Annotated in this window: 23 protein-coding genes; 14 read left to right on the top strand and 9 right to left on the bottom strand. The window is 67.3% G+C overall.

Annotated elements, in window-relative coordinates; all coding sequences use genetic code 11:
- The first annotated feature begins 97 nt into the window (after positions 1-97).
- From ACREE8_RS17280 to ACREE8_RS17245, 8 genes are all read left to right on the top strand, one after another.
- Positions 98-529 carry a hypothetical protein gene (locus tag ACREE8_RS17280; RefSeq protein ID WP_431574248.1) on the top strand — a complete coding sequence of 144 codons (432 nt, stop codon included), beginning with the start codon at positions 98-100 and terminating at the stop codon, positions 527-529.
- A gap of 117 nt (positions 530-646) precedes the next feature.
- Positions 647-1,567 carry a class I fructose-bisphosphate aldolase gene (locus ACREE8_RS17275; RefSeq protein WP_431574247.1) on the top strand — a complete coding sequence of 307 codons (921 nt, stop codon included), beginning with the start codon at positions 647-649 and terminating at the stop codon, positions 1,565-1,567.
- Positions 1,551-2,207, top strand: a complete 657-nt coding sequence (locus ACREE8_RS17270; RefSeq protein ID WP_431574255.1) for a thiamine phosphate synthase — start codon at positions 1,551-1,553, stop codon at positions 2,205-2,207. The genes ACREE8_RS17275 and ACREE8_RS17270 overlap by 17 nt, the downstream gene beginning before the upstream one ends.
- Before the next feature lie 175 nt (positions 2,208-2,382).
- Positions 2,383-2,949, top strand: coding sequence for an elongation factor P (gene efp, locus ACREE8_RS17265; RefSeq protein WP_431574246.1), 567 nt, complete (start codon positions 2,383-2,385; stop codon positions 2,947-2,949).
- Between the two features lie 60 nt (positions 2,950-3,009).
- Positions 3,010-3,831: an inositol monophosphatase family protein gene (locus ACREE8_RS17260; RefSeq protein WP_431574245.1), complete on the top strand. Its 822-nt coding sequence runs from the start codon at positions 3,010-3,012 to the stop codon at positions 3,829-3,831.
- 260 nt (positions 3,832-4,091) lie between these two features.
- Positions 4,092-5,510, top strand: coding sequence for an OmpA family protein (locus ACREE8_RS17255; RefSeq protein WP_431574244.1), 1,419 nt, complete (start codon positions 4,092-4,094; stop codon positions 5,508-5,510).
- A 91-nt stretch (positions 5,511-5,601) separates the two neighbouring features.
- Positions 5,602-6,741, top strand: coding sequence for a flagellar motor protein MotA (locus ACREE8_RS17250; protein ID WP_431574243.1), 1,140 nt, complete (start codon positions 5,602-5,604; stop codon positions 6,739-6,741).
- A 7-nt stretch (positions 6,742-6,748) separates the two neighbouring features.
- Positions 6,749-7,909 carry a peptidoglycan -binding protein gene (locus ACREE8_RS17245; RefSeq protein ID WP_431574242.1) on the top strand — a complete coding sequence of 387 codons (1,161 nt, stop codon included), beginning with the start codon at positions 6,749-6,751 and terminating at the stop codon, positions 7,907-7,909.
- A gap of 109 nt (positions 7,910-8,018) precedes the next feature.
- Here the strand turns inward: ACREE8_RS17245 and ACREE8_RS17240 are convergent, their stop codons facing one another.
- Positions 8,019-9,848, bottom strand: a complete 1,830-nt coding sequence (locus ACREE8_RS17240; RefSeq protein ID WP_431574241.1) for an ABC transporter transmembrane domain-containing protein — start codon at positions 9,846-9,848, stop codon at positions 8,019-8,021.
- 27 nt (positions 9,849-9,875) lie between these two features.
- Complete coding sequence (gene cyaY / locus ACREE8_RS17235) at positions 9,876-10,193, bottom strand: iron donor protein CyaY (RefSeq protein WP_431574240.1); 318 nt, start codon at positions 10,191-10,193, stop codon at positions 9,876-9,878.
- A gap of 236 nt (positions 10,194-10,429) precedes the next feature.
- Between cyaY and rpmE the strand changes: the two genes are divergently transcribed.
- On the top strand, positions 10,430-10,657 hold the full coding sequence (gene rpmE, locus ACREE8_RS17230) for a 50S ribosomal protein L31 (RefSeq protein WP_431574239.1): 228 nt from the start codon (positions 10,430-10,432) through the stop codon (positions 10,655-10,657).
- An 85-nt stretch (positions 10,658-10,742) separates the two neighbouring features.
- Here rpmE and ACREE8_RS17225 read toward each other — a convergent pair whose 3' ends face one another.
- A complete protein-coding gene (locus ACREE8_RS17225; protein WP_431574238.1) occupies positions 10,743-11,180 on the bottom strand; it encodes a DUF1465 family protein in 438 nt (145 codons plus the stop codon).
- Between the two features lie 345 nt (positions 11,181-11,525).
- On the opposite strand from ACREE8_RS17225, the gene ACREE8_RS17220 reads away from it, so the two are divergent.
- Complete coding sequence (locus tag ACREE8_RS17220; RefSeq protein WP_431574237.1) at positions 11,526-11,990, top strand: Hsp20 family protein; 465 nt, start codon at positions 11,526-11,528, stop codon at positions 11,988-11,990.
- Positions 11,991-12,319: 329 nt separating this feature from the next.
- On the opposite strand, the gene ACREE8_RS17215 is transcribed toward ACREE8_RS17220, so the two are convergent.
- From ACREE8_RS17215 to ACREE8_RS17205, 3 genes are all read right to left on the bottom strand, one after another.
- A complete protein-coding gene (locus ACREE8_RS17215; RefSeq protein WP_431574236.1) occupies positions 12,320-13,117 on the bottom strand; it encodes an alpha/beta fold hydrolase in 798 nt (265 codons plus the stop codon).
- Positions 13,118-13,127: 10 nt separating this feature from the next.
- Positions 13,128-14,423 carry an O-acetylhomoserine aminocarboxypropyltransferase gene (locus ACREE8_RS17210; protein ID WP_431574235.1) on the bottom strand — a complete coding sequence of 432 codons (1,296 nt, stop codon included), beginning with the start codon at positions 14,421-14,423 and terminating at the stop codon, positions 13,128-13,130.
- An 800-nt stretch (positions 14,424-15,223) separates the two neighbouring features.
- Positions 15,224-15,409, bottom strand: a complete 186-nt coding sequence (locus tag ACREE8_RS17205; protein ID WP_431574234.1) for a DUF1192 domain-containing protein — start codon at positions 15,407-15,409, stop codon at positions 15,224-15,226.
- A 146-nt stretch (positions 15,410-15,555) separates the two neighbouring features.
- Between ACREE8_RS17205 and ACREE8_RS17200 the strand changes: the two genes are divergently transcribed.
- The 3 genes from ACREE8_RS17200 to ACREE8_RS17190 all read left to right on the top strand — a co-directional run bounded on the left by ACREE8_RS17200 (position 15,556) and on the right by ACREE8_RS17190 (position 18,989).
- Positions 15,556-16,557 carry an NAD(P)H-quinone oxidoreductase gene (locus ACREE8_RS17200; RefSeq protein ID WP_431574233.1) on the top strand — a complete coding sequence of 334 codons (1,002 nt, stop codon included), beginning with the start codon at positions 15,556-15,558 and terminating at the stop codon, positions 16,555-16,557.
- A 282-nt stretch (positions 16,558-16,839) separates the two neighbouring features.
- Entirely contained in the window at positions 16,840-17,508 is a 669-nt protein-coding gene (locus ACREE8_RS17195) for a DUF1013 domain-containing protein (protein WP_431574232.1), read from the top strand.
- Positions 17,509-17,798: 290 nt separating this feature from the next.
- Positions 17,799-18,989 (top strand): MFS transporter, encoded by a 1,191-nt coding sequence (locus tag ACREE8_RS17190; RefSeq protein ID WP_431574231.1) that lies wholly within the window; start codon positions 17,799-17,801, stop codon positions 18,987-18,989.
- Here the strand turns inward: ACREE8_RS17190 and ACREE8_RS17185 are convergent.
- From ACREE8_RS17185 to ACREE8_RS17175, 3 genes are all read right to left on the bottom strand, one after another.
- Complete coding sequence (locus ACREE8_RS17185; RefSeq protein ID WP_431574230.1) at positions 18,962-19,465, bottom strand: GNAT family N-acetyltransferase; 504 nt, start codon at positions 19,463-19,465, stop codon at positions 18,962-18,964. The genes ACREE8_RS17190 and ACREE8_RS17185 overlap by 28 nt on opposite strands.
- Before the next feature lie 10 nt (positions 19,466-19,475).
- On the bottom strand, positions 19,476-21,380 hold the full coding sequence (locus ACREE8_RS17180) for a propionyl-CoA synthetase (protein ID WP_431574229.1): 1,905 nt from the start codon (positions 21,378-21,380) through the stop codon (positions 19,476-19,478).
- 109 nt (positions 21,381-21,489) lie between these two features.
- Positions 21,490-22,248 carry a creatininase family protein gene (locus ACREE8_RS17175; RefSeq protein ID WP_431574228.1) on the bottom strand — a complete coding sequence of 253 codons (759 nt, stop codon included), beginning with the start codon at positions 22,246-22,248 and terminating at the stop codon, positions 21,490-21,492.
- Positions 22,249-22,387: 139 nt separating this feature from the next.
- On the opposite strand from ACREE8_RS17175, the gene ACREE8_RS17170 reads away from it, so the two are divergent.
- The gene (locus ACREE8_RS17170; protein ID WP_431574227.1) at positions 22,388-22,828 is read left to right on the top strand and encodes an NUDIX domain-containing protein; all 441 of its coding nucleotides are present in this window, start codon (positions 22,388-22,390) and stop codon (positions 22,826-22,828) included.
- Positions 22,829-22,893: the final 65 nt, after the last annotated feature.

The following is a 22,893-nucleotide window of genomic DNA, read 5'->3' as shown; positions in this document are numbered from 1 at the left end:
GCCAACTCGCAATGCGATGACAGAAGTTTGAACGCGGGCCCTCGCGCGCCCATCAAGGTGCGTTGCGCCGCATGAAGCGCTGCTATCATGGCCTTCGATGTCCAAGGCCCGCCGCGCCGCTTCGCTCCCGCCCGCCATCCTCGTTCGCCATCTCGAGGATGCGATCGCGGCGTTCGAGGTTGCCCATGCGATGAAGCGCCCGGTGACATTATTGAGCCCCGAAGCGGGCGCATTGTGGCTGGGGCCGGGTTGGCTGGTCGCGGTGGCGCGCGAGGCCGCCAAGGCCGTCCCCGGTGCCAAATGCCGCACGCTGCTCGATTGCGCCGACCGGCCCGATCTCGCCCAGGCGGCGCTGCGCGACGGCACCGATGCCATTCTCTTCACCGGCCCGGCGCGGATCGCGACGAAACTCGCCGATATCGCCGCCGCTTACGGTGCGGTCCTCCTCACCAAACGGCCGCCGGCCCTGGAATTGGCACGCCAGCGCAGCCCGGCCGACGCGCTGCGTCATTGGTTGGGCGCGGATTGAAAAAACGCCCTCGCTCGGCTATGACCAGCCCCGCGAAAGCCCTGTCTTTCCCCGATTTTGAGCCGATTCCCTGACATTCATTCCGCCTCGACCCCCAATCACCGGGAGCTGCCCTCGATGAAGATGACCCCCAAGGTCCGCAAGATCCTCTCCAACTATGAGAGCGACAATCCGGGGACCAAGGCCAACCTCGCCCGCATCCTGATGCAGGGCCGCCTCGGCGGCACCGGCCGGCTGGTGATCCTGCCGGTCGACCAGGGCTTCGAGCATGGGCCCGCGCGCAGCTTCGCGCCCAACCCCGCGGCCTACGATCCGCATTATCACTTCCAGCTGGCGCTCGATGCGGGCCTCTCGGCCTATGCCGCCCCGCTCGGCATGATCGAGGCCGGCGCCGACAGCTTCGCCGGCCAGATCCCGACCATCCTGAAAATGAACAGCTCGAACAGCCTCGCCTCTGCCAAGGACCAGGCCATCACGGGCTCGGTCGGCGATGCACTCCGGCTCGGCTGCTCGGCAGTCGGTTTCACCATCTATCCGGGCTCGGATTATGCGTTCGAGATGATGGAGGAGATTCGCGAGCTGGCCGAAGAGGCGAAGTCGGTCGGCCTCGCCGTCGTGATCTGGTCCTACCCGCGCGGCTCGGGCCTGTCCAAGGAAGGCGAGACGGCGATCGATATCACGGCTTATGCCGCGCATATGGCGGCGCTGCTCGGCGCCCATATCATCAAGGTGAAGCCGCCGACGGCGCATCTCGAGCAGGCCGAGGCCAAGAAGGTCTATGAGAAGGAGAAGATCCCGGTCGGCACCCTGGCGCAGCGCATCGCCCATGTGGTGCAGTCCTGCTTCAACGGGCGGCGCATCGTCGTCTTCTCCGGCGGCGCGGCCAAGGATCTGAACGGCATCCTCGAGGAAGTGCGCGGCCTTCGCGACGGCGGCGCCACCGGCTCGATCATCGGCCGCAACACCTTCCAGCGCCCGCGCGAGGAAGCGCTCGAGATGCTGGACCAGATCATCCGCATCTATCGGGGCGAAGAGTAAGCCCCTGTCCGCGAGCGGCCCCTCGCCGGCCTTCTGCCGGCTCTATCTTCCGAGCCCGCCGGCGCTGAATGACGCCGGTGGGCTCGCCGCTTTCGAGGCGGCGCTCGACAAGACGCTGGCGCGCGCGATCGACATCGCCTGCCTGCGCCTCTCGGTCGCCGGGCTCGATGATGGCGCTGCGCGGGGCCTGCTCAAGCGCATCGCGGCGAAGGTCCAGCCGCGCGGCATCGCCCTCTTGGTCGAAGACCGGGTCGAGCTGGTGGGACCCGCCGGGATCGACGGCGTCCATCTCTCGCAATTGCCGCCCCGGCTCGAAGCGCTGCGCCAACAGCTCGGGCCCGACCGGATCCTCGGCGTCGGCTGCGCCCTCTCGCGCCATGATGCGATGATCGCGGGCGAGGCCGAGGCCGACTATGTGAGCTTCGCCGGCGAGCCCGAGATCTTGCTCGAGGGCGCTGGCTGGTGGGCGGCCCTGATGACGGTCCCCTGCGTCGCCGAGGGCGTGACGGATCCCGACCAGGCCGGCGCCCTCGCCGCGGCCGGGGCCGAGTTCGTCATGCCGGCGGCCGAGGCCTGGACCTCGCCCCTGCCCGACGCCGTGTTCGAGGCCATCGCCCAGGCGATCCGCCCTCAGCCTTGAAAAGCCCGCCCAAAACCGCCATCTGGGCGGTTAACGCGGGGTTTGAGGCGGCTCTGGGCGCGGCAATTGCGCGCTTACCCTGGCCATTTACTCGGAGCGGCCGAGTTTGGTAGGGTCCGCGCCTTATTTTGACCCCCCAGACATCCTTTCTAAGAACGCGAGCGGGCGACAGACGATGAAGCTCAAGGGCAACGAGATTCGTGGCGGCAACGTGATCGAGCATAACGGCCGCCTGTGGCGCGTCGCCAAGATCAACATCGTGCAGATGGGCAACTGGCGTTCCTACCTGCAGGCCGAGCTGCGCGACATCCGCGACGGCACCAAGGTCAATGAGCGCTTCGGCTCGGGCGACGTGGTCGAGAAGGTCCAGCTCGAGGAGAAGGACTACCAGTACCTGTTCCAGGACGGGGACGAGTACACCTTCATGGACAGCGAGACCTTCGAGCAGATCACGCTGAACGAGGAAGCCGTCGGCGAGACTCATGTCTATCTGCAGGAGAACATGACGGTCTCGATCCAGAGCTATGAGGGCGCGCCTTTGAGCGTCACCCTGCCGGGCACCGTGATCATGACCATCACCGAGGCCGACCCGGTGGTGAAGGGCCAGACCGCCTCTTCTTCCTACAAGCCGGCCAAGCTCGAGAACGGCGTGCGCATCCTGGTGCCGCCGCATATCGGCGCCGGCACGCGCGTCGTGGTCAACACCACCGATTCCTCCTACGTCGAACGCGCCAAGGACTGAGTCTCAGCGCCTAATTCCGCGCGCCTCGGGCTCGCGCAAAGTTTTCGGGAGCCACGGCGAATGGCAACGCGCTCGCCCATCATCAACGTCATGATCAAGGCGGCCGACCGCGCGGCGCGCGGCCTCAAGCGCGACTTCGGCGAGGTCGAGCAGCTCCAGGTCTCGCCCAAGGGCCCCAGCGACTTCGTCTCCACCGCCGACATCAAGGCCGAGCGCGCCGTGCGCGAGGAACTGGTCAAGGCGCGGCCGACCTACGGCCTCCTGATGGAGGAAAGCGGCGTCACGCCCGGCACCGACGGGCAGCATCGCTGGATCGTCGATCCGCTCGACGGCACCACCAATTTCCTCCATGGCCTGCCGCATTTCTGCATCTCGATCGCGCTCGAGCGCGCGGGCGAGGTGGTGGCGGGCGTGATCCTCGATCCGATCCGGGACGATCTCTACTGGGCCGAGCGCGGCATCGGCGCCTATCTCAACGGACGGCGCATCCGGGTCTCGTCGCGCCGCAATCTGGGCGAAGCGCTGCTCGCCACCGGCATTCCCTTCCAGGAACATGGCGATCATTCGGCTTTTGCCGCGGAGCTGAGCGCGGTCATGCCCAAGGTCGCCGGCGTGCGGCGTTTTGGTGCCGCGGCCCTCGACCTGGCCTATGTGGCTTCCGGCCGCTATGAGGGTTTCTGGGAGAGCGGCCTGCAGCCCTGGGACATGGCGGCGGGGATCCTGCTGGTGCGCGAGGCCGGCGGCTATGTGACGGAGATCGGCGGCGGCGAGAACATGCTCGACTCGGGCAGCGTGCTGGCCGCCAACGACCAGCTCCACGGCACGATCCAGCGCCTGCTGACGTCGAGCGAACCCTGGAAGCGCCCCCGCGCCCAGCCTTGAGGGCCGCGGTCCCCCTTGTCCGGGGCCGGTCGTCGAAATATGTCCGCGGCGTCTATGCGATTTTGATGACAGGACGATTCGCGTCAGGCCCAAACCCTCATTTCGGCCGTATTTCCTTCACAGGATCGCCCGAACGGCTCGACGCGATCGCCGCGAACACCGGGCATACCCGTTGTTCGCCCGAAGTCCCTTGGCTATATTCTTGAAACTCCAGGGGGAATAACAGCAGGCGGCTTATGCTCGGAACTCGGCGCGAACTGATGATCGATTCTGCTTTGGCTGAGCGCGGCACCATGCGCCGGATCTGGCTCGCGGGCGGAATCGCCGCCATGGCGCTGTGCGCGACCCTGCCGGTCCAGGCGCAGCAATATGGCAGCGGCACCAACGTCATCGTCGACTATGGCGCGCTCGACCAGGTCGGCACGCCGCCGCCCCCGCCGCAGAATATGAGCAACCCGGCGCCCGCCGTCGTCACCAACCCGCCCGCTGGCTACGGCACGGCGCTTCAACCCTATGGCGCGCCGCAGGCTCAGCCGGTGATGCCGGTGCAGAGCGTCAATCCCAATGGCGGCGCGCTGCTGCCGCCGCCGAGCACCATGCCTGTCAGCCGCCTGACCGTGCCCTACAAGCCGTCGCCCTCGGTCGTCGATGGGTCCGCGCCCGCGCCCGCCAGCATGGCGTCGTCGGTGACGCCGCCACCGCCGCCCAAGCCGGCACCGACCATGCCGGCACCGGCCCTCAAGCCGGCGCAGCCCGAGACCAAGGTTGTCGTTGTTCCGACGCCGCCGCCGGCACCCCAGCCGCCACCGGCGCCCGTGCCCAAGCCCGTGATGCCCGAGACCGTTGCCGAGCAGGCGCCGCCGACACCCGCGGCGACGGCTTCAATTGTCCCCGCCGGCACCAGCAAGGACAATGGCGCCGCGGTCTCGACCAATCTGCCCGAGCCGACGCCCAGCGCCACGACGCCCAGCGCCACGACGCCGGCGGCACCGGCAGTCGAGACGGCCACGACCACGACGACGGCCGCCAGCAACAACGCCACCAAGACGGTGACGGCGGCCGAGACCACCGCCACGGAAACGGCGGCCGCCGCCACGGCAACTGAAACAGCGGCTGCGACCGAGACCGCCACAGCCACCACCACGACAGCAAGCACCGCCGCCGCGACAGTGGGCGCCGGCGCGGCCACGGCCGCCACCGGCGCCGAGCCCATGGCCACGGCGACGCCCTCGGCCGTGGCGCAGAACCAGACCACTGAAACCGCACCGGCCGCGGCCCCGGCTGCCCCGGCCGAGACGACGGCACCCGCGAGCGCCAGCTCGCAGACCGCGCCCGCCACCGGCGATCAGCCGGCCGCGGCGCCCGCGCCAGACAAGACCGCGATCCTGTTCGTCGAGGGCTCGGCCGAGTTGGCGCCGGAGGCGGCGCAACAGCTCGACGGCATCGCCCAGAAGCTCGACCAGAACCAGGCGCTGCGTCTGCAGCTCATGGCCTATGCCAGCGGCAGCGAGGACACGGCCAGCCGCGCGCGGCGCATCTCGCTGTCGCGGGCGCTCGCGGTGCGCGCCTATCTCATCGACAAGGGCGTGCGCAGCACGCGCATGGATGTGCGCGCGCTCGGCAACAAGGTCGAGGGCGATCCCGCGGATCGCGTCGATATCGTGACCCTGACGCCATGAGGCTGGGGTCCGGTGTCGAGCCTCGTCTGTCGCGATCGGCCCGCAAGGCCGGTCATTGATCCCCTCTGAGCTCGAGGTGTAGAGGCCACGCATGACCCCACCCCGGCGATATCTCCTCCTGATGGCCTTCAGCGTGTTCGCGGTCGCCGTGGTCGCGATCCTGCTGGCGGGACCGCTCGCGCGCGCCTTCTCCTACAATCCCGGCCTCAACAGCGGCATCCTCCTGGTGCTGCTGGTCGGTATCGGCTTCATCTTCTGGCAGGTGATCGCGCTCTATCGCGAGATCGAATGGATCGAGCTCTATAAGCGCGGCAATGTCGTGACCGCCTCGGTCCAGCCGCGCCTCCTGGCGCCGATGGCCGCCATGATCGGCGACCGCCAGGGCCGCCTTCGGCTGAACGCGCAAGGCCTGCGCTCGCTGCTCGACGGCATCCAGTCGCGCCTGTCGGAATCGCACGACATCTCGCGCTACATGATCGGGCTGCTGGTGTTCCTGGGATTGCTCGGCACCTTCTGGGGCCTGCTCGGCACCATCCGCGCCGTGGCCGAGGCCATCACCGCCATCAGCGTCAATCCCGGCGCCGATGTCGGCGTGCTGTTCAACCAGCTCAAAACCAATCTCCAGGCGCCGCTCTCCGGCATGGGCACCGCCTTCAGCGCCTCGATGTTCGGCCTCGCCGGCTCGCTGCTGCTGGGCTTCCTCGAGCTGCAGGCGGGCCAGGCGCAGAACCGCTTCTTCAACGAGCTCGAGGACTGGCTTTCGGGCCAGACTCGGCTCTCGACCGGCGGTCCTCTCGCCGATGGCGAGCAGCCGGTGCCGGCCTATATCCAGGCCCTGCTGGAACAGACCGCCGAGGGCCTCGACAATTTCCAGCGCCTGCTCGGCCAGTCGGAAGAGGCGCGCCAGCAGAACAACAGCGTGACCAAGACGCTGGCCGACCGGCTGGCGCTGCTCGCCGACCAGATGCGCACCGAGCAGCAGCTCATGATCAAGATCGCCGAGAACCAGTCCTCGCTGGGGCCGGTGCTGGCGGCGCTGTCCGAAAATCTGAAGCGCGGCTCCTTCGGCATCGACGATCAGAGCCGCACTTACCTGCGCAATCTCGACCATCATATGGGTCGGCTGATCGAGGAGGTCTCGAAGGGCAGGACCTCGGCGGTCGGCGAGATCCGCAGCGAGATCAAGCTGCTCGCCCGCACCATCGCGGCGCTCGCCGAGCAGGGCCAGTAGCCGCGCGATGGCCCTTGCCCGCAGCCAAAGGCGACCCTTCGAGCCCTGGCCGGCCTATGTGGACGTCCTCAGCACGCTGCTGATGGTCGTCATCTTCGTGCTGATGGTCTTCGTCATCGCGCAGTTCTTCCTGTCGGACGCGCTCTCCGGTCGCAACAAGGCGATCGAGCAGATGAGCCAGCAGCTGTCCCAGCTCTCCGACCTTCTATCGATGGAGAGGCAAACCGCGGCCGATCTGCGCCTCAACCTCGCCGAGATCTCGACGCAGTTGCAGACCTCGGTCCAGGACCGCGACCAGTTGGCGCAGCAGCTGGCCTCCGTCATCGGCGAGCGCGACGCCCTCAAGAACGGTGGCGCGCAAGCCGACGAGAAGCTGGCGGACGCCTACAAGGCGATCGGGGCCGACAAGCAGAAGATCGAAGCCCTGCTCGGTGACATCGCGGCGCTGCAGAGCCTGCGCGACGACCTGATGAAGAAGCTCGACGAAGGCCAGGCCCAGAGCCAGCAGCAGCTCTCCGACGCGCAGAAGCTGACCGACGACCAGCAGCGCGAAATCGAGATCATGAACCGGCAGCTGACCGCCCTGCGCCAGCAGCTGGCGCGCCTCGCGGTGGCGCTCGACGTCTCGGAAGCCAACGCCCAGCAGCAGAACATCCAGATCGCCGATCTCGGCAAGAAGCTCAATGTAGCGCTGGCCGGCAAGGTCGAGGAGCTGGCGCGCTACCGCTCCGAGTTCTTCGGCAAACTGCGCGAGGTGCTGGGCGACCGGCCCGACGTGCGCATCGTCGGCGACCGCTTCGTGTTCCAGTCGGAAGTGCTGTTCGACAGCGGCTCGGCCGAGCTGGGCGATCCGGGACGCGAGCAGCTCGCCAAATTCGCGGCGACGCTCCTCGACATCACCTCGAAGATCCCGACCGACATCAACTGGGTCTTGCGCGTCGACGGCCATACCGACCGGCGCCCGATCAGCAATCCGCAATTCGCCTCGAATTGGGAACTCTCGACCGCGCGCGCCATCGCCGTGGTGAAGTTCATGATCACGCAGGGCGTCCCGCCCGAACGCCTGGTCGCCGCCGGCTATGGCGAGTTCCAGCCGCTCGACGCGAGCGACAGCGAGGAAGCGCTGGCCCGCAACCGCCGGATCGAGCTCAAGCTCGATCAGCGGTAGGAGCGGACGTAAGTCGATGTGATCGCTTCGCTCTACTTTAAAGCTTCGATCGCGATCTACGCTAACCACGCCCCCTCCCCCTTGCGGGAGGGGGCCGCGCTGTCTTGCGCTACCCCTGCGCCGCTTGCGCAGCCGCGACCGCCAGGGGCTGGTCGAACTGCAGCGTCGCCAATCGCTTATAAAGCCCGTCCATGCGCATCAAGTCGGCATGGCTGCCGGTGGCGACGACGCGGCCCTGGTCCAGCACCACGATGCGGTCGGCCTTGAGCACGGTGGCAAGGCGATGCGCGATCACGAGCGTGGTGCGTCGCGTCATGAGCTTCTCGAGCGCGTCCTGCACGCGCCGTTCGCTTTCGGCGTCGAGCGCGCTGGTGGCCTCGTCGAGCAGCAGCACGGCCGGGTCGCGCAGGATCGCGCGGGCGATGGCGACGCGCTGGCGCTGGCCGCCGGAGAGCCGCACGCCGCGTTCGCCGAGCTCGGTGTCGAGCCCCTGCGGCAGCTGGCGCGCGAACTCCAGCACATAGGCCGCTTCGGCCGCCGCCTCGACCTCGGCGTCGCTCGCCGTGGGCCGGCCATAGCGGATGTTCTCGCGCATCGAGCCGGAGAAGATCACCGCCTCCTGCGGCACCAGCCCGAGGCGCGCCCGCACCGCGGCCGGATCGGCCGCGCGCAGATCGACGCCATCGAGGCGGATGGTGCCCTCCTGCGGGTCGTAGAAGCGCAGCAGCAGCTGGAACAGGGTCGTCTTGCCGGCGCCCGAGGGCCCGACCAATGCCACGGTCTCGCCCTTCTCGACGGTGAAGGTCACGCCGTCGAGCGCCGGGCGATCGGGCCGGCTGGAATAGAAGAAGCGCAGATTCTCGAACGCGACGGTGCCGCGCGCGGGCTCGGGCAGCGGCACCGGATTCGCGGGCGCGCGGATCTCGGATTCGGCCTGGAGCAGCTCGGAGAGCCGCTCCATGGCGCCGGCCGCGCGCTGCAGGTCGCCATAGACCTCGCTGATCGAGCCGACCGAGCCCGCCACCACCACGGCATAGAACACGAAGGCCGAGAGCTGGCCGGCGCTGATGCGCCCCGCCAGCACGTCATGGCCGCCGATCCAGAGGATGATGCTGATGGCGCCGAAGACGAGGAAGATGACGAGTGCCGTCAGCCAGGCGCGCGCCCGGATATAGGTGAGCGCCGTCTGGAAGGTGGCCTCGACATGGCCACCGAAGCGCTTGCGATCCTCCGCCTCGTGATTGAAGGCCTGGACGATCCGGATCTCCTGCAGCACCTCGTTCGCTTCGGCGCTGATCGCGGCGATCTGGTCCTGCGTCGCGCGCGAGCGCTTTCGCACCATGCGCCCGAACACAACGATGGGCAGGATCACCAGCGGCACGACCAGGAAGACCAGCCCCGTCAGCTTGGCGCTGGTCACCGCCAGCATCGCAGCGCCGCCAAGGAACATGAGCCCGTTGCGCAGCGCGACCGAAACCGACGACCCGACCACCACCTGCAGCAGCGTGGTGTCGGTGGTGAGCCGCGACAGCACCTCGCCCGCGCGCGTGGTCTCGAAAAAGGTCGGGCTCAGGGTCACCACATGGTCGAACACCGCGCGGCGGATATCGGCCACCACGCGCTCGCCGACCCAGGAGACCAGCGAATAGCGCGCATAAGTCGCGACCGCGAGCAGCGCCGTCACGCCCAGCATCAGCACCACCGCCTGGTCGAGGAGCGCCGTGTTGCCGGTGCCGAAGCCGCTGTCGATCAGGCCGCGCAAGCCCTGCCCCAACCCCAGCACCGTGAGCGCGCCGACGGTCAGCGCCACCGACGCGGCCGCGAGCTGCAGCTTGTAGGGCTTGAGAAAGCGGGCGAGCTGCCAGAGCGTCCCCAGCTTGCGGCTGCCGGGGCGACCCGCATTGCGCGCGCGGGTGCTGGCGTTGTTCTGGAAACTCATGATGCCGCCCGGTTCGCTGCCCGCATCTCAGCCCGGGGCCAGATCATGGCCGAGCTCGCGCCCGAGCAGGTCATGCAGCCGCCCGCCGCCCCGGGTCGAGATCCAATGCCCTGGGGCTGCCGGATCGGCATCGAAATGCCAGGCGCCGCTCTTGGGCGAGGACAGCCAGATCTGCCGGTTGGGACGATGCATGTTGAGGAGATAGGTACCCCCGGCCTCGAGTTCGACCGTCAAAATGCCGCCTTCGAGATCGACCTCGGCCTCGTCGCCCAGGGCCTCCTCCAGCGCCGCCATCAATTGCTGAAGCGTCTTCTCGGCGGCGCGCTCGAAACTGGTCTCGTCCATCGGCGGCATGGGGGCTCCCGGGGCCATTCGCCCGGGCATCATGGCAAGGTTCCGGGCGCTCCTGATTAGGCTTACCGGGCGGCCTTGGCAAGGCGGCGTCCGGTCACGGGGCCGTGAGCCAAGCCCCTGAAGGATCATGGGTTTTTTGGCCGCAGGGCGGCTTTCTCGCAGAACTGTTGCGTTCCGCCCGGGGCTTGGCCTATAAGCCTCCCCTCTCGCGACGGAGCGCCAGGATCATGAAGAAAGACATTCATCCCGATTATCACGAGATCAACATCGTGATGACCGATGGGACCGCCTACAAGACCCGGTCGACCTACGGCAAGCCCGGCGACACGCTGCGCCTCGACATCGACCCGAAGTCGCACCCGGCCTGGACCGGCATCCATCGCCTGATGGACAGCGGCGGCCAGCTCGCGAAGTTCAAGAAGCGCTTCTCCGGCATCGGCCTGAAGAACAGCTGATCGCCGACGATCCGGGAACGGATTTCCGGGGCGCCCCTCTCACGAGAGGGCGCCCCGTTGCTTTTGGGGGGCTTGGCTTCGAGAGCTAGTGGCGCGCGGCCGGGATCGCCGGTGCCCGCGCCATGTCGGCGGCGAGATCGTCGAGCCGCCCGATGCGGTGATAGAGGCTGAGGCTGCGCTCCAGCAACGTCTGCAGCCGCTGCGGCAACCCCAGTTCGCTCCAGGGCCCCTCGATCTCGCAGACGCTGCGCCCGCCCAGCCGATGTTCGGGCTTGGTCGCATCGTCGCGGCTGAGCTCGCCGGCATGGACCGCCTTCTGCACCAGGAGCCAGGCGATGATCTGGGTCAGGCGTGCGGTGAGGCGCATGGATTCGCAGCTCGTGACCAGCTCCACCGCGGCACGGCTCGGGCTCGCCGGCTGGCGCTGGCGCTCGGCGAAATACTCGCGGGCCTCGCGGATGAGGACCATCGCTTCGTCATAGGTGCGGTCGAAGAAGGCGACCGGGGTCGGGCTGTTCGTCATCGAAGGCGTTCTTCCTGATCTTCCGTCGAGCGAATCTGCTGGTCCCCGAGGAGGGGCGCCGAGAGGGGTCTTTTCGCCCCGCTCCGCTGGCAAACCGCCAGCCTGCCCCGCCGGAATTAAGAAACTCTTTGGTCCGCCATGCAAGCCGAAAGCGGCGGCCCCGACTCGCCGAAAGAGCGGCTTTTCAAGGGTTTCCGCCCCCTTGCGGGGGTCATTTTCCTCCCCATATCGCTATCCGTCGGGCGCCGATGGTCGGGCCCGGCAGACGACCGTAACGGCCGAGGATCGACTCATCAGAGTGATCGTCGGGATCGGAACCCATATGGCTCAAAGGAGAATATGGCCATGCGTACCTTCGATTTTTCCCCGCTCTATCGTTCCACTGTCGGCTTCGACAGCGTAACCCGTTTGCTCGAATCGGCGCTGCGTGCCGACGAGAGCCAGGGCAGCTATCCGCCCTACAACATCGAGAAGACCGGTGAGAACGCCTACCGCATCACCATGGCGGTGGCGGGCTTCAGCGAGAGCGACATCGCCATCACGGCCCAGGACAACAGCCTGGTCGTGACCGGCAAGCTGGCGAAGACGGAAGAGGACAAGAAGTTCCTCCATCACGGCATCGCCGGCCGGGCCTTCGAGCGGCGGTTCGAGCTCGCGGAACATATCCGCGTCTCCGGCGCCAGCCTCGTGAACGGCCTGCTCCATGTCGAGCTCGTGAAGGAAGTGCCGGAGGCGAAGAAGCCCCGCACCGTCAAGATCGAGACCGTCGCGCCGAAGTCGGCGACCGTGCTCGAGAACCAGGCGGCCTAACGCTCGTCTCGATCGAGAATGCAGCGCTCGCAGCAGCGCTGAAATGAAGGAGAGCCGGACGAGCGATCGTCCGGCTCTTTTTTTGTGCGCCGAAAACGGAGCCGCGCACGAGCGCGCAGCGACTCTTTATCTTCGCGATGGAATGAACGCGATGCCGATCCGCACTCATTCGTCACCCCGGTGGAGGCCGGGGGGTCCATGCACACCCATCGAGCAAAATCAGGCACGGTCCCGTGTTTATGGATCCCGGCCGTAGCCTGTCCTCGTGCGTGCCTACGGCGCGACACGGGGGCCGGCATGACGAAGAGGGGTAAAGCGCGACTCCGCTTCTACCCGATCACCGTCTTCAGCGCCGCGATCGTCTCGTTCGCGCGTTCGGTGATCATCATGTGCCCGGTCTCGGGCAGCACGATCTGCTTCGCTTGGGGCATCGCCTCTTTCAACGGGATCGCGGCCTTGATCGGCGTCATGCGGTCGTCCGAGCCCAGCACCAGCAAGGTCGGGCAGCGCACTTTGCTCGCCGCCGTAACCGCACCTTGATAGGCGTCGCAGGCGGCGAGGTCGTTGGCGAGGGCGCCCTTGGGCCCGCGCTCCAGCACGCGCACGCCGCCGCCCAAGGTCCAGAGGCCCGGGGCGCGTTGGCCACCGATGCTGCCGATCGGGCCATGCGCCCAGGAGACGATCATGTCGATGGCGCGATGATCGTCGGCGCGCGCGGCCGTGAGCAGATCGGGATGGACGGGCATACGGGCCGCGGCCCCCAGGAGCGCCAGCGTCGCGACCCGCTCCGGCGCCTTGCCGGCGGCCTCGAGCGCGATCAGCGCGCCCATGCTGTGACCGGCCAGCGCCAGCGGGGTGAGCTTGGCTTCGTCCGCCAGCGCCAGCACCCAATCGGCCATGGCCGGAATGGAGGCGAGCGGCGGGCCTTCGCTGCCGCCATGGCCCGGGAGATCGGGCACCAGCACGGCGCGGCCGTGATTGGCGAAATAGCGCGCGATCGTGCTCCAGACGCTGTGATCCATGCCGGCGCCATGGATGAGGATCAGGCCCGGCTTCGCGGGATCGAACTCATAACCGCCGGTCGAAGCCTCGACCTTGCGGCCCGCCACCTTGAACTGGATTGCCATGGTTCCTGCCTCAGCCCTTCTGCGAGACGCGAAGCGCCTGGGCGATGTCGGCCACGATGTCCTCCGGATCCTCGAGCCCGACCGAGAGCCGGATCATGTCCTCGCCCACCCCGGCCTTCGCCAGCGCTTCCGCATCCATCTGACGATGGGTGGTCGAGGCCGGATGCAGGATCAGCGTCTTGGCGTCGCCGACATTGGCGAGATGCGAGGCGAGGCTGAGCGCCTCGATGAAGCGCCGGCCGGCCTCGCGCCCGCCCTTGACGCCGAAGCTGACCATCGAGCCGGCCCCTTTCGGGAAAAGCCGCATGGCGAGCGCGTGATCGGGGTGATCGGGCAGCCCTGGATAATTGATCCAGGCGACCGCCGGATTGGCTTTCAGCGCCGCCACCACCTTCTCGGCGTTCGAGACATGGCGCGCCATCCGCAGCGGCAGGGTCTCGATCCCCTGCAGGATATAAAATGCGTTGGCAGGGCTCATGCAGGCGCCGAAATCGCGCAGGCCTTCGAGCCGCGCGCGCAGGATGAAGGCCGCCGGCCCGAACTCCTCGGCGAAATCGACGCCGTGATAGCCGGCATAGGGTTCGGTCAGGGTCGGGAACTTGCCCGACGTCTCCCAATCGAACTTGCCGCTGTCGACCAGAAGGCCGCCGATCGCGAGGCCATGGCCGCCCAGCCATTTCGTCGCCGAATGGAGCAGCAGATCGACGCCATGCTCGAACGGACGGTTGAGATAGGGCGTCGAGAAGGTGGAATCGATCAGGAACGGCAGGCCCGCTTCATGGGCGATGTCGGCAACCTTCTCGAGATCGAGCAGCTCGAGGCCGGGATTGCCGATGGTCTCGCCGAAGACGAGCCGTGTCTCGGGCCGGATCGCGGCGCGGAAGCCGTCGATGTCGCGCGGCTTCACGAAGGTCGTCTCGATACCGAAGCGCGGCAAGGTGAGCTTCAGGAGATTGACGCTGCCGCCATAGAGCGAGGCCGAAGCGACGATGTGCCCGCCCGAGCCCATGAGCGTCGTGATCGCCATCACGAAGGCCGCATGACCGCTCGCGGTCGCGACCGCGCCCACGCCACCCTCGAGCGCCGCGATGCGCTCCTCGAGCACGGCCACCGTCGGATTGGAGATGCGCGAATAGATGTGGCCGGTCTGCTCCAGATTGAACAGCGACGCCGCGTGATCGACATTCTCGAACACATAGGAGGTCGTCTGATAGATCGGCACGGCGCGGGCGCCCGTGACGGGATCGGGTCGCTGGCCCGCATGCAGGCTGAGGCTGTCGAACTTGAGCGATTTCGGATCGGCCATGGCATCGATGCTTTCGAGGAAGAGCGCTCGCGAGAGATCACGAGCCTTCGCGCCTTCTCACCATAGACGCGGCGCAACGGCAAGCGCGAGAGATGCATGGCGCTGGGTTCTAGGCCGACAATCGGGGAAAATTTCGCGAAATGGCGCAACCAGGACAGCGAAACTGCGCGCCAGAAAGAAGAAGGCCGCTCGATCCGTCTCCGGACCGGCGGCCTATTTTTTTATCTGAGCCTCAACCTGTCTAACTTGCTTCAGCGCGGGGAACGTTAGGTGGCAGAAGGCCGCATCGTCAAGCCGAGATTGTGGTTGACTTGCAAGGATCCGTTTGAATCACCCGCGATGCGGGCAACGGTTCATTGACATTTGTTGGAAGTCGAACGATCGACGGCGCGGCTTCATGAAGTATCCTACGCCGCCACTCGGGTTGTGGTGTTTTTCCGGCCACAGGATGCAGGAACGCAACAGTCGCCGCCGCGATATCGCGGCAGCGACGCGCAAGCGAAGGCTGCGTCGCGGGGGGAGAATATATTTCGATAGAGCGGCGCCGAGCCGGCACAAAAAAGAGCCGCCGAGCAATGCCGGGCGGCTCAAGTCAGACAGGGAGGCGCAAACATGGATCCGAAGGACCCAAGAGAGAGGCTCGCTGAACGAACCTGTCTAAGGTCAATCATTGCCGAGAGTCCTTGATGATTCGTTAACGTTCCGATCAAAAATAAATCATTTGATATCAATGAATTAATTCCGAAGAGCCCGCGCATTGGTCAATTCTTGCTGTTGCGGGGCTGCGGCTTCGGGCGCGCTCAGGACGGCTTGAAGAAGGCCGCCGCGGCCCCGAGATGGCTGCGCTTCGCGGCGATCTTGGCCTCGACGCGGCGGATCTCACCCTTGAGCTCCTCGATATAACCTTCGAGTTCGGCGACCGAGAGCGGTTCGAGATCGCGCAGCTTCGGGGCTGCCTTGCGGGGTTCCAGCTCTTCGGGATCCATCGCGTCCTCCGCGGGGCGGCTTGCGCTCGTTTCCGGCGCCAGTGTAGATGACGACACTCTAATCGACCCACCGCCTGACGCAGAAGCCCCGCAGGGGTTGCCCCCCGCGGATGCAAGCTGCCCCGCCAGCCATTCCGAGGCCTCTCATGACCGTCGCGCTGCCCGCCGAGATGACCGCCATTGCCATTCCGACGCCGGGCGGGCCCGAGGCCCTGGTGCCGCAGCGCCGGCCGATGCCGAAGCCGGGCGTGGGCGAATTGTTAATCAAGGTTGCCGGCGCCGGCGTGAACCGGCCCGACGTGCTGCAGCGCCAGGGCAATTACGCGCCGCCGCCCGGTGCCACCGACATCCCCGGGCTCGAGATCGCGGGCGAGGTGGTGGCGAGCGGCGGCCAGGCCGGCCCCTGGAAGGTCGGCGACAAGCTCTGCGCGCTGGTCGCGGGCGGCGGCTACGCCGAATATTGCGCCGTGCCGGCGCCGCAATGCCTGCCGGTCCCGCGCGGGCTGGACCTGATCCAGGCGGCGGCGATCCCGGAGACCTTCTTCACCGTCTGGACCAACGTGTTCGAGCGTGGCGCCCTCAAGCCCGGCGAGGTGTTCCTCGTCCATGGCGGCAGCAGCGGCATCGGCACCACCGCGATCCAGCTCGCCTCCCAGCTGGGCTCGCGCGTGATCGCGACGGCGGGCGGCGCCGACAAGGTCGCGGCCTGCCGCTCCCTGGGGGCCGAACGCGCCGTCGATTACCGGAGCGAGGATTTCGTCGCGGCGGCGATGGAGCTGACCGGGGGCAAGGGCGTCAATGTCATCCTCGACATGGTCGGCGGCGATTATTTCCCGCGGAACCTGAAATGCCTCGCCCTCGAGGGCCGCATCATCCAGATCGCCTTCCTGCGCGGCAACAAGGTCGAGCTGGATCTGGGCCAGATCATGATGAAGCGCCAGACCCTGACCGGCTCGACGCTCCGGCCGCGCTCGGTCGCCGAGAAGGGCGCCATCGCCAACGCGCTGAAGGACCGGGTCTGGCCGCTGATCGAGGCCGGCCGTGTCCTGCCGATCCTCTACAAGACCTTCCCCTTGGTCGAGGCCGCGGCAGCGCACCGGCTCATGGAATCCAGCGCCCATATCGGCAAGATCGTGCTGACGGTCTGAAGCGCCGCGAGAACCCTGGGCCAGGGGTCTATCCGATTGGACTGTCAGGGTTTTCTGTAATCTTTCGGGTCTGAAGGGGCCGCCGCAATTTCCTGTGGCGGCGGCGGGCCTCAAATGCTATTCCCGCCCGGTCCGGACCGCTTGGGCGGCCGGCGCCGCGATCCCATATAAATCAAGCCGGCTCGCGGCCGTCTTCCCGGGTGTTCCCCGCGGAAGGCGGCGCCCCTTGAGCCGCACCCGATATGCCTTGCCCGCCCCCGTTGGATTTCGAGGAGAGATGAAATGGCCCGTCTGCTGATGCCCAAGGCAACCGCCGTATGGCTGGTGGAGAACACCACGCTGAGCTTCGAGCAGATCGCCGAGTTCTGCAGCCTGCACCCGCTCGAGGTCCAGGGCATCGCGGATGGCGAGGTCGCGATTGGAATCGTCGGCCTCGATCCCGTCGCCAACGGCCAGGTCACGATGGACGAGATCGAGCGAGCGCAGAAGGATCCCACGCTGCATCTGAAGCTGCTGCGCCAGAACATCCCGCAGCCGCTGCCGCGCACCAAGGGCCCGCGCTACACGCCGGTGTCCAAGCGCCAGGACAAGCCGGATGCGGTGGCCTGGCTGGTCCGCCATCACCCGGAGCTGGGCGATGCGGCGATCGCGCGCCTGATCGGCACCACCAAGAGCACGATCGCGGCCGTGCGCGACCGTACCCACTGGAACTCCTCGAACCTGAAGCCGCGAGATCCGGTGCTGCTGGGTCTCTGCACCCAGACCGACCTGAACGCCGCCGTCGCCCGCGCGCGCAAAGCGCTCGGCAAGCCGCCCGAAGGCGACACGCCGCCGGCTCCCGTCCCGGAGACACCGGCCGAGCCTACGACTGAGGCCAAGGACCGCTCGATGCTCGGCGGCTTCGACATCGCCGCCTTCATGCAGAAGTCCGGCGGCTCGTCGGGAAGTTAGCGCAAGCTTTCTGACGCTGAGTTTGTCGCATCCCTCCCCTAACTCCCTGAGTCGATGTGATCGCTTCGCTCTCCTTCAAAGCTTCGATCGCGATCTCTGTTCGACGGAACGCCATCCCCTCCCGCTTGATTCTTATCCCCTCCCCCCTTGAGGGGGAGGGTTAGGGAGGGGAGTGCCCCATGCGGCATTGGCGCCGCGGCAATAACACCGCCTCCTCAAAGTTTGCCCCGTTTCGCGGCCCGTTCTAACGTCGCGGCGCGCTCGATCGCGCGTGCATGGGGGAATGGGAATTGACGGGAAGCGCGAGCCTGAGCGCGGCGCAGCGGCGCCTCAGCCTGCTGATCGCGATCGTCTGCATCTCGGCGGTCGGGACCACCATGGGTCTGACCTGGCCCCTCCTCTCGCTCATCCTCGACAGCCGGGGCTTCAGCAGCGGCCTCATCGGTTTGAGCGCCGCCAGCCAGTCGCTCTCGATCTTCGCCGTGGCGCCGCTGGCCCCGCGCCTCGTCGCCAGGTTCGGCGTGTTGCGCACCGCGTCCGGCGCCATCCTCGCGGCAGCGCTGCTGCTGGCGCTGCTGCCGCTCCATATCGATCCCTATGGCTGGATGCCGATCCGCTTTCTCCTCGGCGCCAGCGTCTCGCTGCTCTTCATCGCCTGCCAGACCTGGATCCAGCAGACCGCCATCGATGAAAGCCGCGGCCTTGTCGGCGGCGTGCTGGGCTTCCTCTGGTCCTCGGGCTTCGCCATCGGCCCGATCATCATCACGCTGGCCGGCATCGAGGGCTGGGCGCCCTTTCTCTGCGGCATCGCGCTGGTCCTGGTCGCGGCGCTGCCTTTGCTCTTCGCCCGCAAGCTCGTTCCGGCGGCCCATGCGGATGAGAGGCGCCGGGGCTTTCGGCATTTGTTTGCCGCGGCCGCCATCGCGCTGCTGGCCGCGCCCACGCTTGCCGTCTCCGACGCCGTCAACGATTCCTTCCTCTCGCTCTATGGCCTGCGCAGCGGCTTCAGCCAGCAGAACGCCGTGCTGCTGCTGACGACACTCTTCGTCGGCACGACAATCGGCCATCTCCCGATCGGCTGGCTCGCCGACCGGATCGAACGGCGAAAGGTGCTGATCGCGACCGTGATCGTCACGCTGCTGCTGACGCTGGCGGTGATGGTGGCGATGCCCGTGGGCTGGCTCGCCTGGCCGGTGGTGTTCCTCTGGGGAGCCGGGCTCGGCGGCATCTGGACCGTCGCTTTCGCGATGCTGGGCGACCGCTTCCGCGGCACCGAGCTCGCCGCCGCAACGACCTTGAGCAGCCTGCTCTATGGCGTCGGCAGCACGCTCGGTCCCGTCATCGCCGGCCATGCGATGGAGCTCTGGGGTCCGATCGCGATCCTGATCGTCTCGGCAGCGGCACTGACGGGCTATCTCGCTGTCTGCCTGCTGCTGGAGCGCAACGTTGCCGCTCAGTCAACCGAGCGCACCATCACGTAATAGGTCGGATGATCGAAGCCCGGATGGGCGCGGGCTTCGCTGCGCGTGAAGCCCAGGCTTTCGAACATCGCGATATTGTCGGGCAGGCGGATGCGCACATTGAGCGTGACCCGGCGGACGCGCGCGGCTTGCGCCACCGCCATCGCCGAGCCGACCAGGGCGCGCGCGATGCCGCGGCGCTGCCAGCCCGGTCTGACCGCGAGCCGGCCGAGATAGAAGCTGTCGCCCTCGGAATGCCAGAGCACGGAGCCGACCAGCAACCCCTCCGCCTCGGCGACGCTGCCCGCACCTTCGACGAGGGCGGCCGCAATGCCGGGGCCGGTCTCCGACAAAGCGCCCGGCCGCGGCGCCAGCTCACCGTCATAGGGCGCGAAGGCTTCATGGAGCAACGCCGCGATGGTTTCGCCATCCGCCGCTGTCGCGGCCCGCAAGCGATAGCCGGCTGCGGATGCAGGCCTGATCGCCGGGTTCGACATCGGCGCGCGCTCAGTCCTGCGCTTTCGCGTAACCGACGCCGCGTAGCGCCTCGCCGATCTCCGGCAGGATCGCCGGATCGTCGATTGTCGCCGGCGTCTTGACTTCCTCGCCGTCGGCGATCTTCTGCATGGTGGCGCGCAGGATCTTGCCCGACCGCGTCTTGGGCAGGCGCTTCACCACCGCCGCCGTCTTGAAGGCCGCCACCGGTCCGATGCGCTCGCGCACCAGCGCCACCACTTCCTTGACGATCTCGCGATTGTCGCGCGCGACACCGGCCTTCAGCACCAGGAACCCCAGCGGCACCTGGCCCTTGAGCTCGTCATGGGCGCCGATCACGGCGCATTCCGCCACATCCGGATGGGCGGAGAGCACTTCCTCCATGGCGCCGGTCGAGAGGCGGTGGCCCGCGACATTGATCACGTCGTCGGTGCGCGCCATCACATAGACATAGCCCTCCTCGTCGATGAAGCCCGCATCGCCGGTATTGTAATAGCCGGGATAGGCCCGCAAGTAAGCATCGAAGAAGCGCTGCTCTGCGTTCCACAGGGTCGGGAAGGTGCCCGGCGGCAACGGCAGCTTGCAGACCAGCGCACCGATATCCCCGCGCTTGACCTCCTCGCCTTCCGCACCCAGCACCCGCACATCCCAGCCCGGCACCGCCTTGGTCGGGGAGCCATGCTTGACCGGGAATGGCTCGATGCCCATGCAGTTCGACACGATCGGCCAGCCCGTCTCGGTCTGCCACCAATGATCGATCACCGGCACCTTGAGATGGGTCTCGGCCCATTCGAGCGTCGCCGGATCGGAGCGCTCGCCCGCGAGGAACAGCGTGCGGAAGCTGCGGATGTCGTAGTTGCGCAGGAGCTTCGCGTCGGGATCGTCGCGCTTGATCGCGCGGAAGGCGGTCGGCGCGGTGAAGAGCGCCGAGATCTTGTGCTGCTGGATCACGCGCCAGTAGGTTCCGGCGTCGGGCGTGCCAACCGGCTTGCCCTCGAAGAGCACCGTGGTGCAGCCCTGCAGCAGCGGGGCATAGACGATGTAGGAATGGCCGACCACCCAGCCCACATCCGAGGCCGCCCACCACACCTCGCCGGGCTCGATGCCGTAGATGTTCTTCATGCTCCATTGGAGCGCGACGGCATGGCCGCCATTGTCGCGCACGACGCCCTTGGGCTGCCCGGTGGTGCCGGAGGTGTAGAGCACATAGAGCGGATCGGTCGCGGCCACGGGCACGCAGGCCGCGGGCTTGGCAGTGGCCGTCGCTTCCTCCCAATCGAGATCGCGGCCGGGCTTCATCTCGGCCCTGGCCTGCGGACGCTGCAGGATGATGCAATGCTCGGGCTTGAACTGGGCCAGATCGATCGCGGCATCGAGCAGCGGCTTGTAGGGCAGCACGCGCCCCGGCTCGAGCCCGCAGGAGGCCGAGACCACGATCTTGGGTCTGGCATCGTTGAGACGCGTCGCCAGCTCGGCGGGCGCGAAGCCACCGAACACCACCGAATGGATCGCACCGAGACGCGCACAGGCCAGCATGGCGATCGCGGCTTCGGGCACCATCGGCATATAGAGGATGACGCGGTCGCCCTTGACGACGCCCTGCCCCGCGAGCACGCCCGCGAAGCGCGCCACCAGATCGGTCAGCTCCGCATAGGTGAAGCTGCGGCTCTGGCCGGTCATGGCGCTGTCATAGATCAGCGCCGCCTGCTGGCCCCGTCCCGCCGCGACATGGCGGTCGAGACAGTTGTAGCAGGTGTTGAGGACGCCGCCCGTGAACCAGCGATAGAAGGGCGGCCGGCTCTCATCGAGCAGCTTGTCCCAGCGCTTCTCCCAATGGATCGCGGCCGCGGCCTCGCTCCAGAATCCTTCCGGATCCTCGAGCGAGCGGCGATAGATCTTGGCGTAACGGCCAGCCATGACGTCCCCCGGTTCTTCTTGTCGGGCGCTCATTGATCGATCGGGCCCGTCGATGCGCCGACTCTGCCCAATCGTCCCGTCCGGGTAAAGCCGCGCGGGGTCCCTGGCCTCAGGCGTCCTTCACCCAGCTTTCATACTCGACCGCCATGCCGACGATCGCGGCTTCGAGGATGCGCTGGCCCGCTTCGACCGAGGAAAGCCCTGGATTGGAGCCGATGCGGCCATCGGGAAACTTCCGACGATAATCGGCGGCGTCGGCGAAATCGCCCGAGGGCGCGATCTCGGGGTCGAGCGTCATCGGCTTGGCGGCGTCGGGATAAACGGCCCAGGTCATCGATACCTCGGAAGGCGTGGCATGGCTGCCCTCGGCGCGGCCATAGAGCTCACGCGACAAGGCGCCCACCTGCTTCGCCTCCCACCAGTTCTTCAGGCGGCAGCGGATCGCCGGCATGTTGGCGGCGGTGCCGCTCGCCGGCGCCAGGCTGGCGCCGGCATAGATCTCGGAGAAGGCCGCGGTCAGCGTCGCGATATTGCCGCCATGGCCGTTGAGGAAGAAGAAGCGCCGGAAGCCATGCACGGAAAGGGACTCCACCATGTCGCGCACCACGGCGATGAGCGTCGAGGGCCGCAAGGTCATCGAGCCCGGGAAGCCCAGATGATGCTGCGCCATACCCACCGAGATGGTGGGCGCCACCATGGCACCCGTGCGATCGCCCACGCCCCTGGCCACTTCCTCGGCGCAGATCGCATCGGTGCCGACGAGACCGTTGGGCCCATGCTGCTCGGTCGAGCCGATCGGCATGATGATGCCCTGGCTGCGGGTCAGATAGGATTCGACCTCGGGCCAGGTGGCGAGCTGAAGCTGCATGGACGCGGCACTCCTTCGATTTGATGCGGCCCGGCTTTGACGGGATTGCGAGCCGTCGGCATGATGAGGGAGCGCCGGCCCATGGGGCAAGGCGCATCGATTCCTCTCCGGTTCCCTCTCATCCCAGGCAACATTACTCATGGCCAATATCGGCGTCTTCGCCACGATCCTGGACGCGGCCGGCCATCTGCTGCTGGTGCACCAGAACTATGCCGATCGCGTCTGGACGCAGCCCGGCGGACGGGTCGAGCCGAAGGAATCGCCGCTCGAGGCCTTGCATCGCGAAGTGCGGGAGGAAACCGGCCATCGCATCCAGGTCGAGCGTTTCGTCGGCGCCTATTCGCGCATCTATGACGACGATCTCGTGCTGGCCTTCATCGGCCGCTCGATCGGCAGCGAACCCTGGGCGCCCGATGGCGAAATCTCGGCGATCGGATTCTTCGCGCCCGATCGACTGCCCGAGCCGATGACTCTGCGCACGCGGACCCGGATCGCCGACGCGCTGGCCGGCCGCTCAGGCTTGGTGCGCGTCTATGATGCGCCGGAGCATCAGCATGCGAGTTTTCCGGAGGGTCTTTGAGGAGACGTGGGCGCGCCGAGCGCAAGACCGCGGGGGACGATCCTTTTCACGACGGGGTGCAAGGA

Source organism: Hypericibacter sp. (assembly GCF_050729195.1).
Taxonomy (GTDB): Bacteria; Pseudomonadota; Alphaproteobacteria; order Dongiales; family Dongiaceae; genus Hypericibacter.
The sequence above is the reverse complement of the archived record's forward strand: the minus strand, read 5'-3'. Positions and strand labels throughout refer to the sequence as shown.

Coding starts and splice junctions, on each gene's coding strand:
- ACREE8_RS17280 (WP_431574248.1), top strand. CDS start 98: ATGTCCAAGGCCCGCCGCGCCGCTTCGCTCCCGCCCGCCATCCTCGTT.
- ACREE8_RS17275 (WP_431574247.1), top strand. CDS start 647: ATGAAGATGACCCCCAAGGTCCGCAAGATCCTCTCCAACTATGAGAGC.
- efp (WP_431574246.1), top strand. CDS start 2,383: ATGAAGCTCAAGGGCAACGAGATTCGTGGCGGCAACGTGATCGAGCAT.
- ACREE8_RS17260 (WP_431574245.1), top strand. CDS start 3,010: ATGGCAACGCGCTCGCCCATCATCAACGTCATGATCAAGGCGGCCGAC.
- ACREE8_RS17255 (WP_431574244.1), top strand. CDS start 4,092: ATGATCGATTCTGCTTTGGCTGAGCGCGGCACCATGCGCCGGATCTGG.
- ACREE8_RS17250 (WP_431574243.1), top strand. CDS start 5,602: ATGACCCCACCCCGGCGATATCTCCTCCTGATGGCCTTCAGCGTGTTC.
- ACREE8_RS17245 (WP_431574242.1), top strand. CDS start 6,749: ATGGCCCTTGCCCGCAGCCAAAGGCGACCCTTCGAGCCCTGGCCGGCC.
- ACREE8_RS17240 (WP_431574241.1), bottom strand. CDS start 9,848: ATGAGTTTCCAGAACAACGCCAGCACCCGCGCGCGCAATGCGGGTCGC.
- cyaY (WP_431574240.1), bottom strand. CDS start 10,193: ATGGACGAGACCAGTTTCGAGCGCGCCGCCGAGAAGACGCTTCAGCAA.
- rpmE (WP_431574239.1), top strand. CDS start 10,430: ATGAAGAAAGACATTCATCCCGATTATCACGAGATCAACATCGTGATG.
- ACREE8_RS17225 (WP_431574238.1), bottom strand. CDS start 11,180: ATGACGAACAGCCCGACCCCGGTCGCCTTCTTCGACCGCACCTATGAC.
- ACREE8_RS17220 (WP_431574237.1), top strand. CDS start 11,526: ATGCGTACCTTCGATTTTTCCCCGCTCTATCGTTCCACTGTCGGCTTC.
- ACREE8_RS17215 (WP_431574236.1), bottom strand. CDS start 13,117: ATGGCAATCCAGTTCAAGGTGGCGGGCCGCAAGGTCGAGGCTTCGACC.
- ACREE8_RS17210 (WP_431574235.1), bottom strand. CDS start 14,423: ATGGCCGATCCGAAATCGCTCAAGTTCGACAGCCTCAGCCTGCATGCG.
- ACREE8_RS17205 (WP_431574234.1), bottom strand. CDS start 15,409: ATGGATCCCGAAGAGCTGGAACCCCGCAAGGCAGCCCCGAAGCTGCGC.
- ACREE8_RS17200 (WP_431574233.1), top strand. CDS start 15,556: ATGACCGTCGCGCTGCCCGCCGAGATGACCGCCATTGCCATTCCGACG.
- ACREE8_RS17195 (WP_431574232.1), top strand. CDS start 16,840: ATGGCCCGTCTGCTGATGCCCAAGGCAACCGCCGTATGGCTGGTGGAG.
- ACREE8_RS17185 (WP_431574230.1), bottom strand. CDS start 19,465: ATGTCGAACCCGGCGATCAGGCCTGCATCCGCAGCCGGCTATCGCTTG.
- ACREE8_RS17180 (WP_431574229.1), bottom strand. CDS start 21,380: ATGGCTGGCCGTTACGCCAAGATCTATCGCCGCTCGCTCGAGGATCCG.
- ACREE8_RS17175 (WP_431574228.1), bottom strand. CDS start 22,248: ATGCAGCTTCAGCTCGCCACCTGGCCCGAGGTCGAATCCTATCTGACC.
- ACREE8_RS17170 (WP_431574227.1), top strand. CDS start 22,388: ATGGCCAATATCGGCGTCTTCGCCACGATCCTGGACGCGGCCGGCCAT.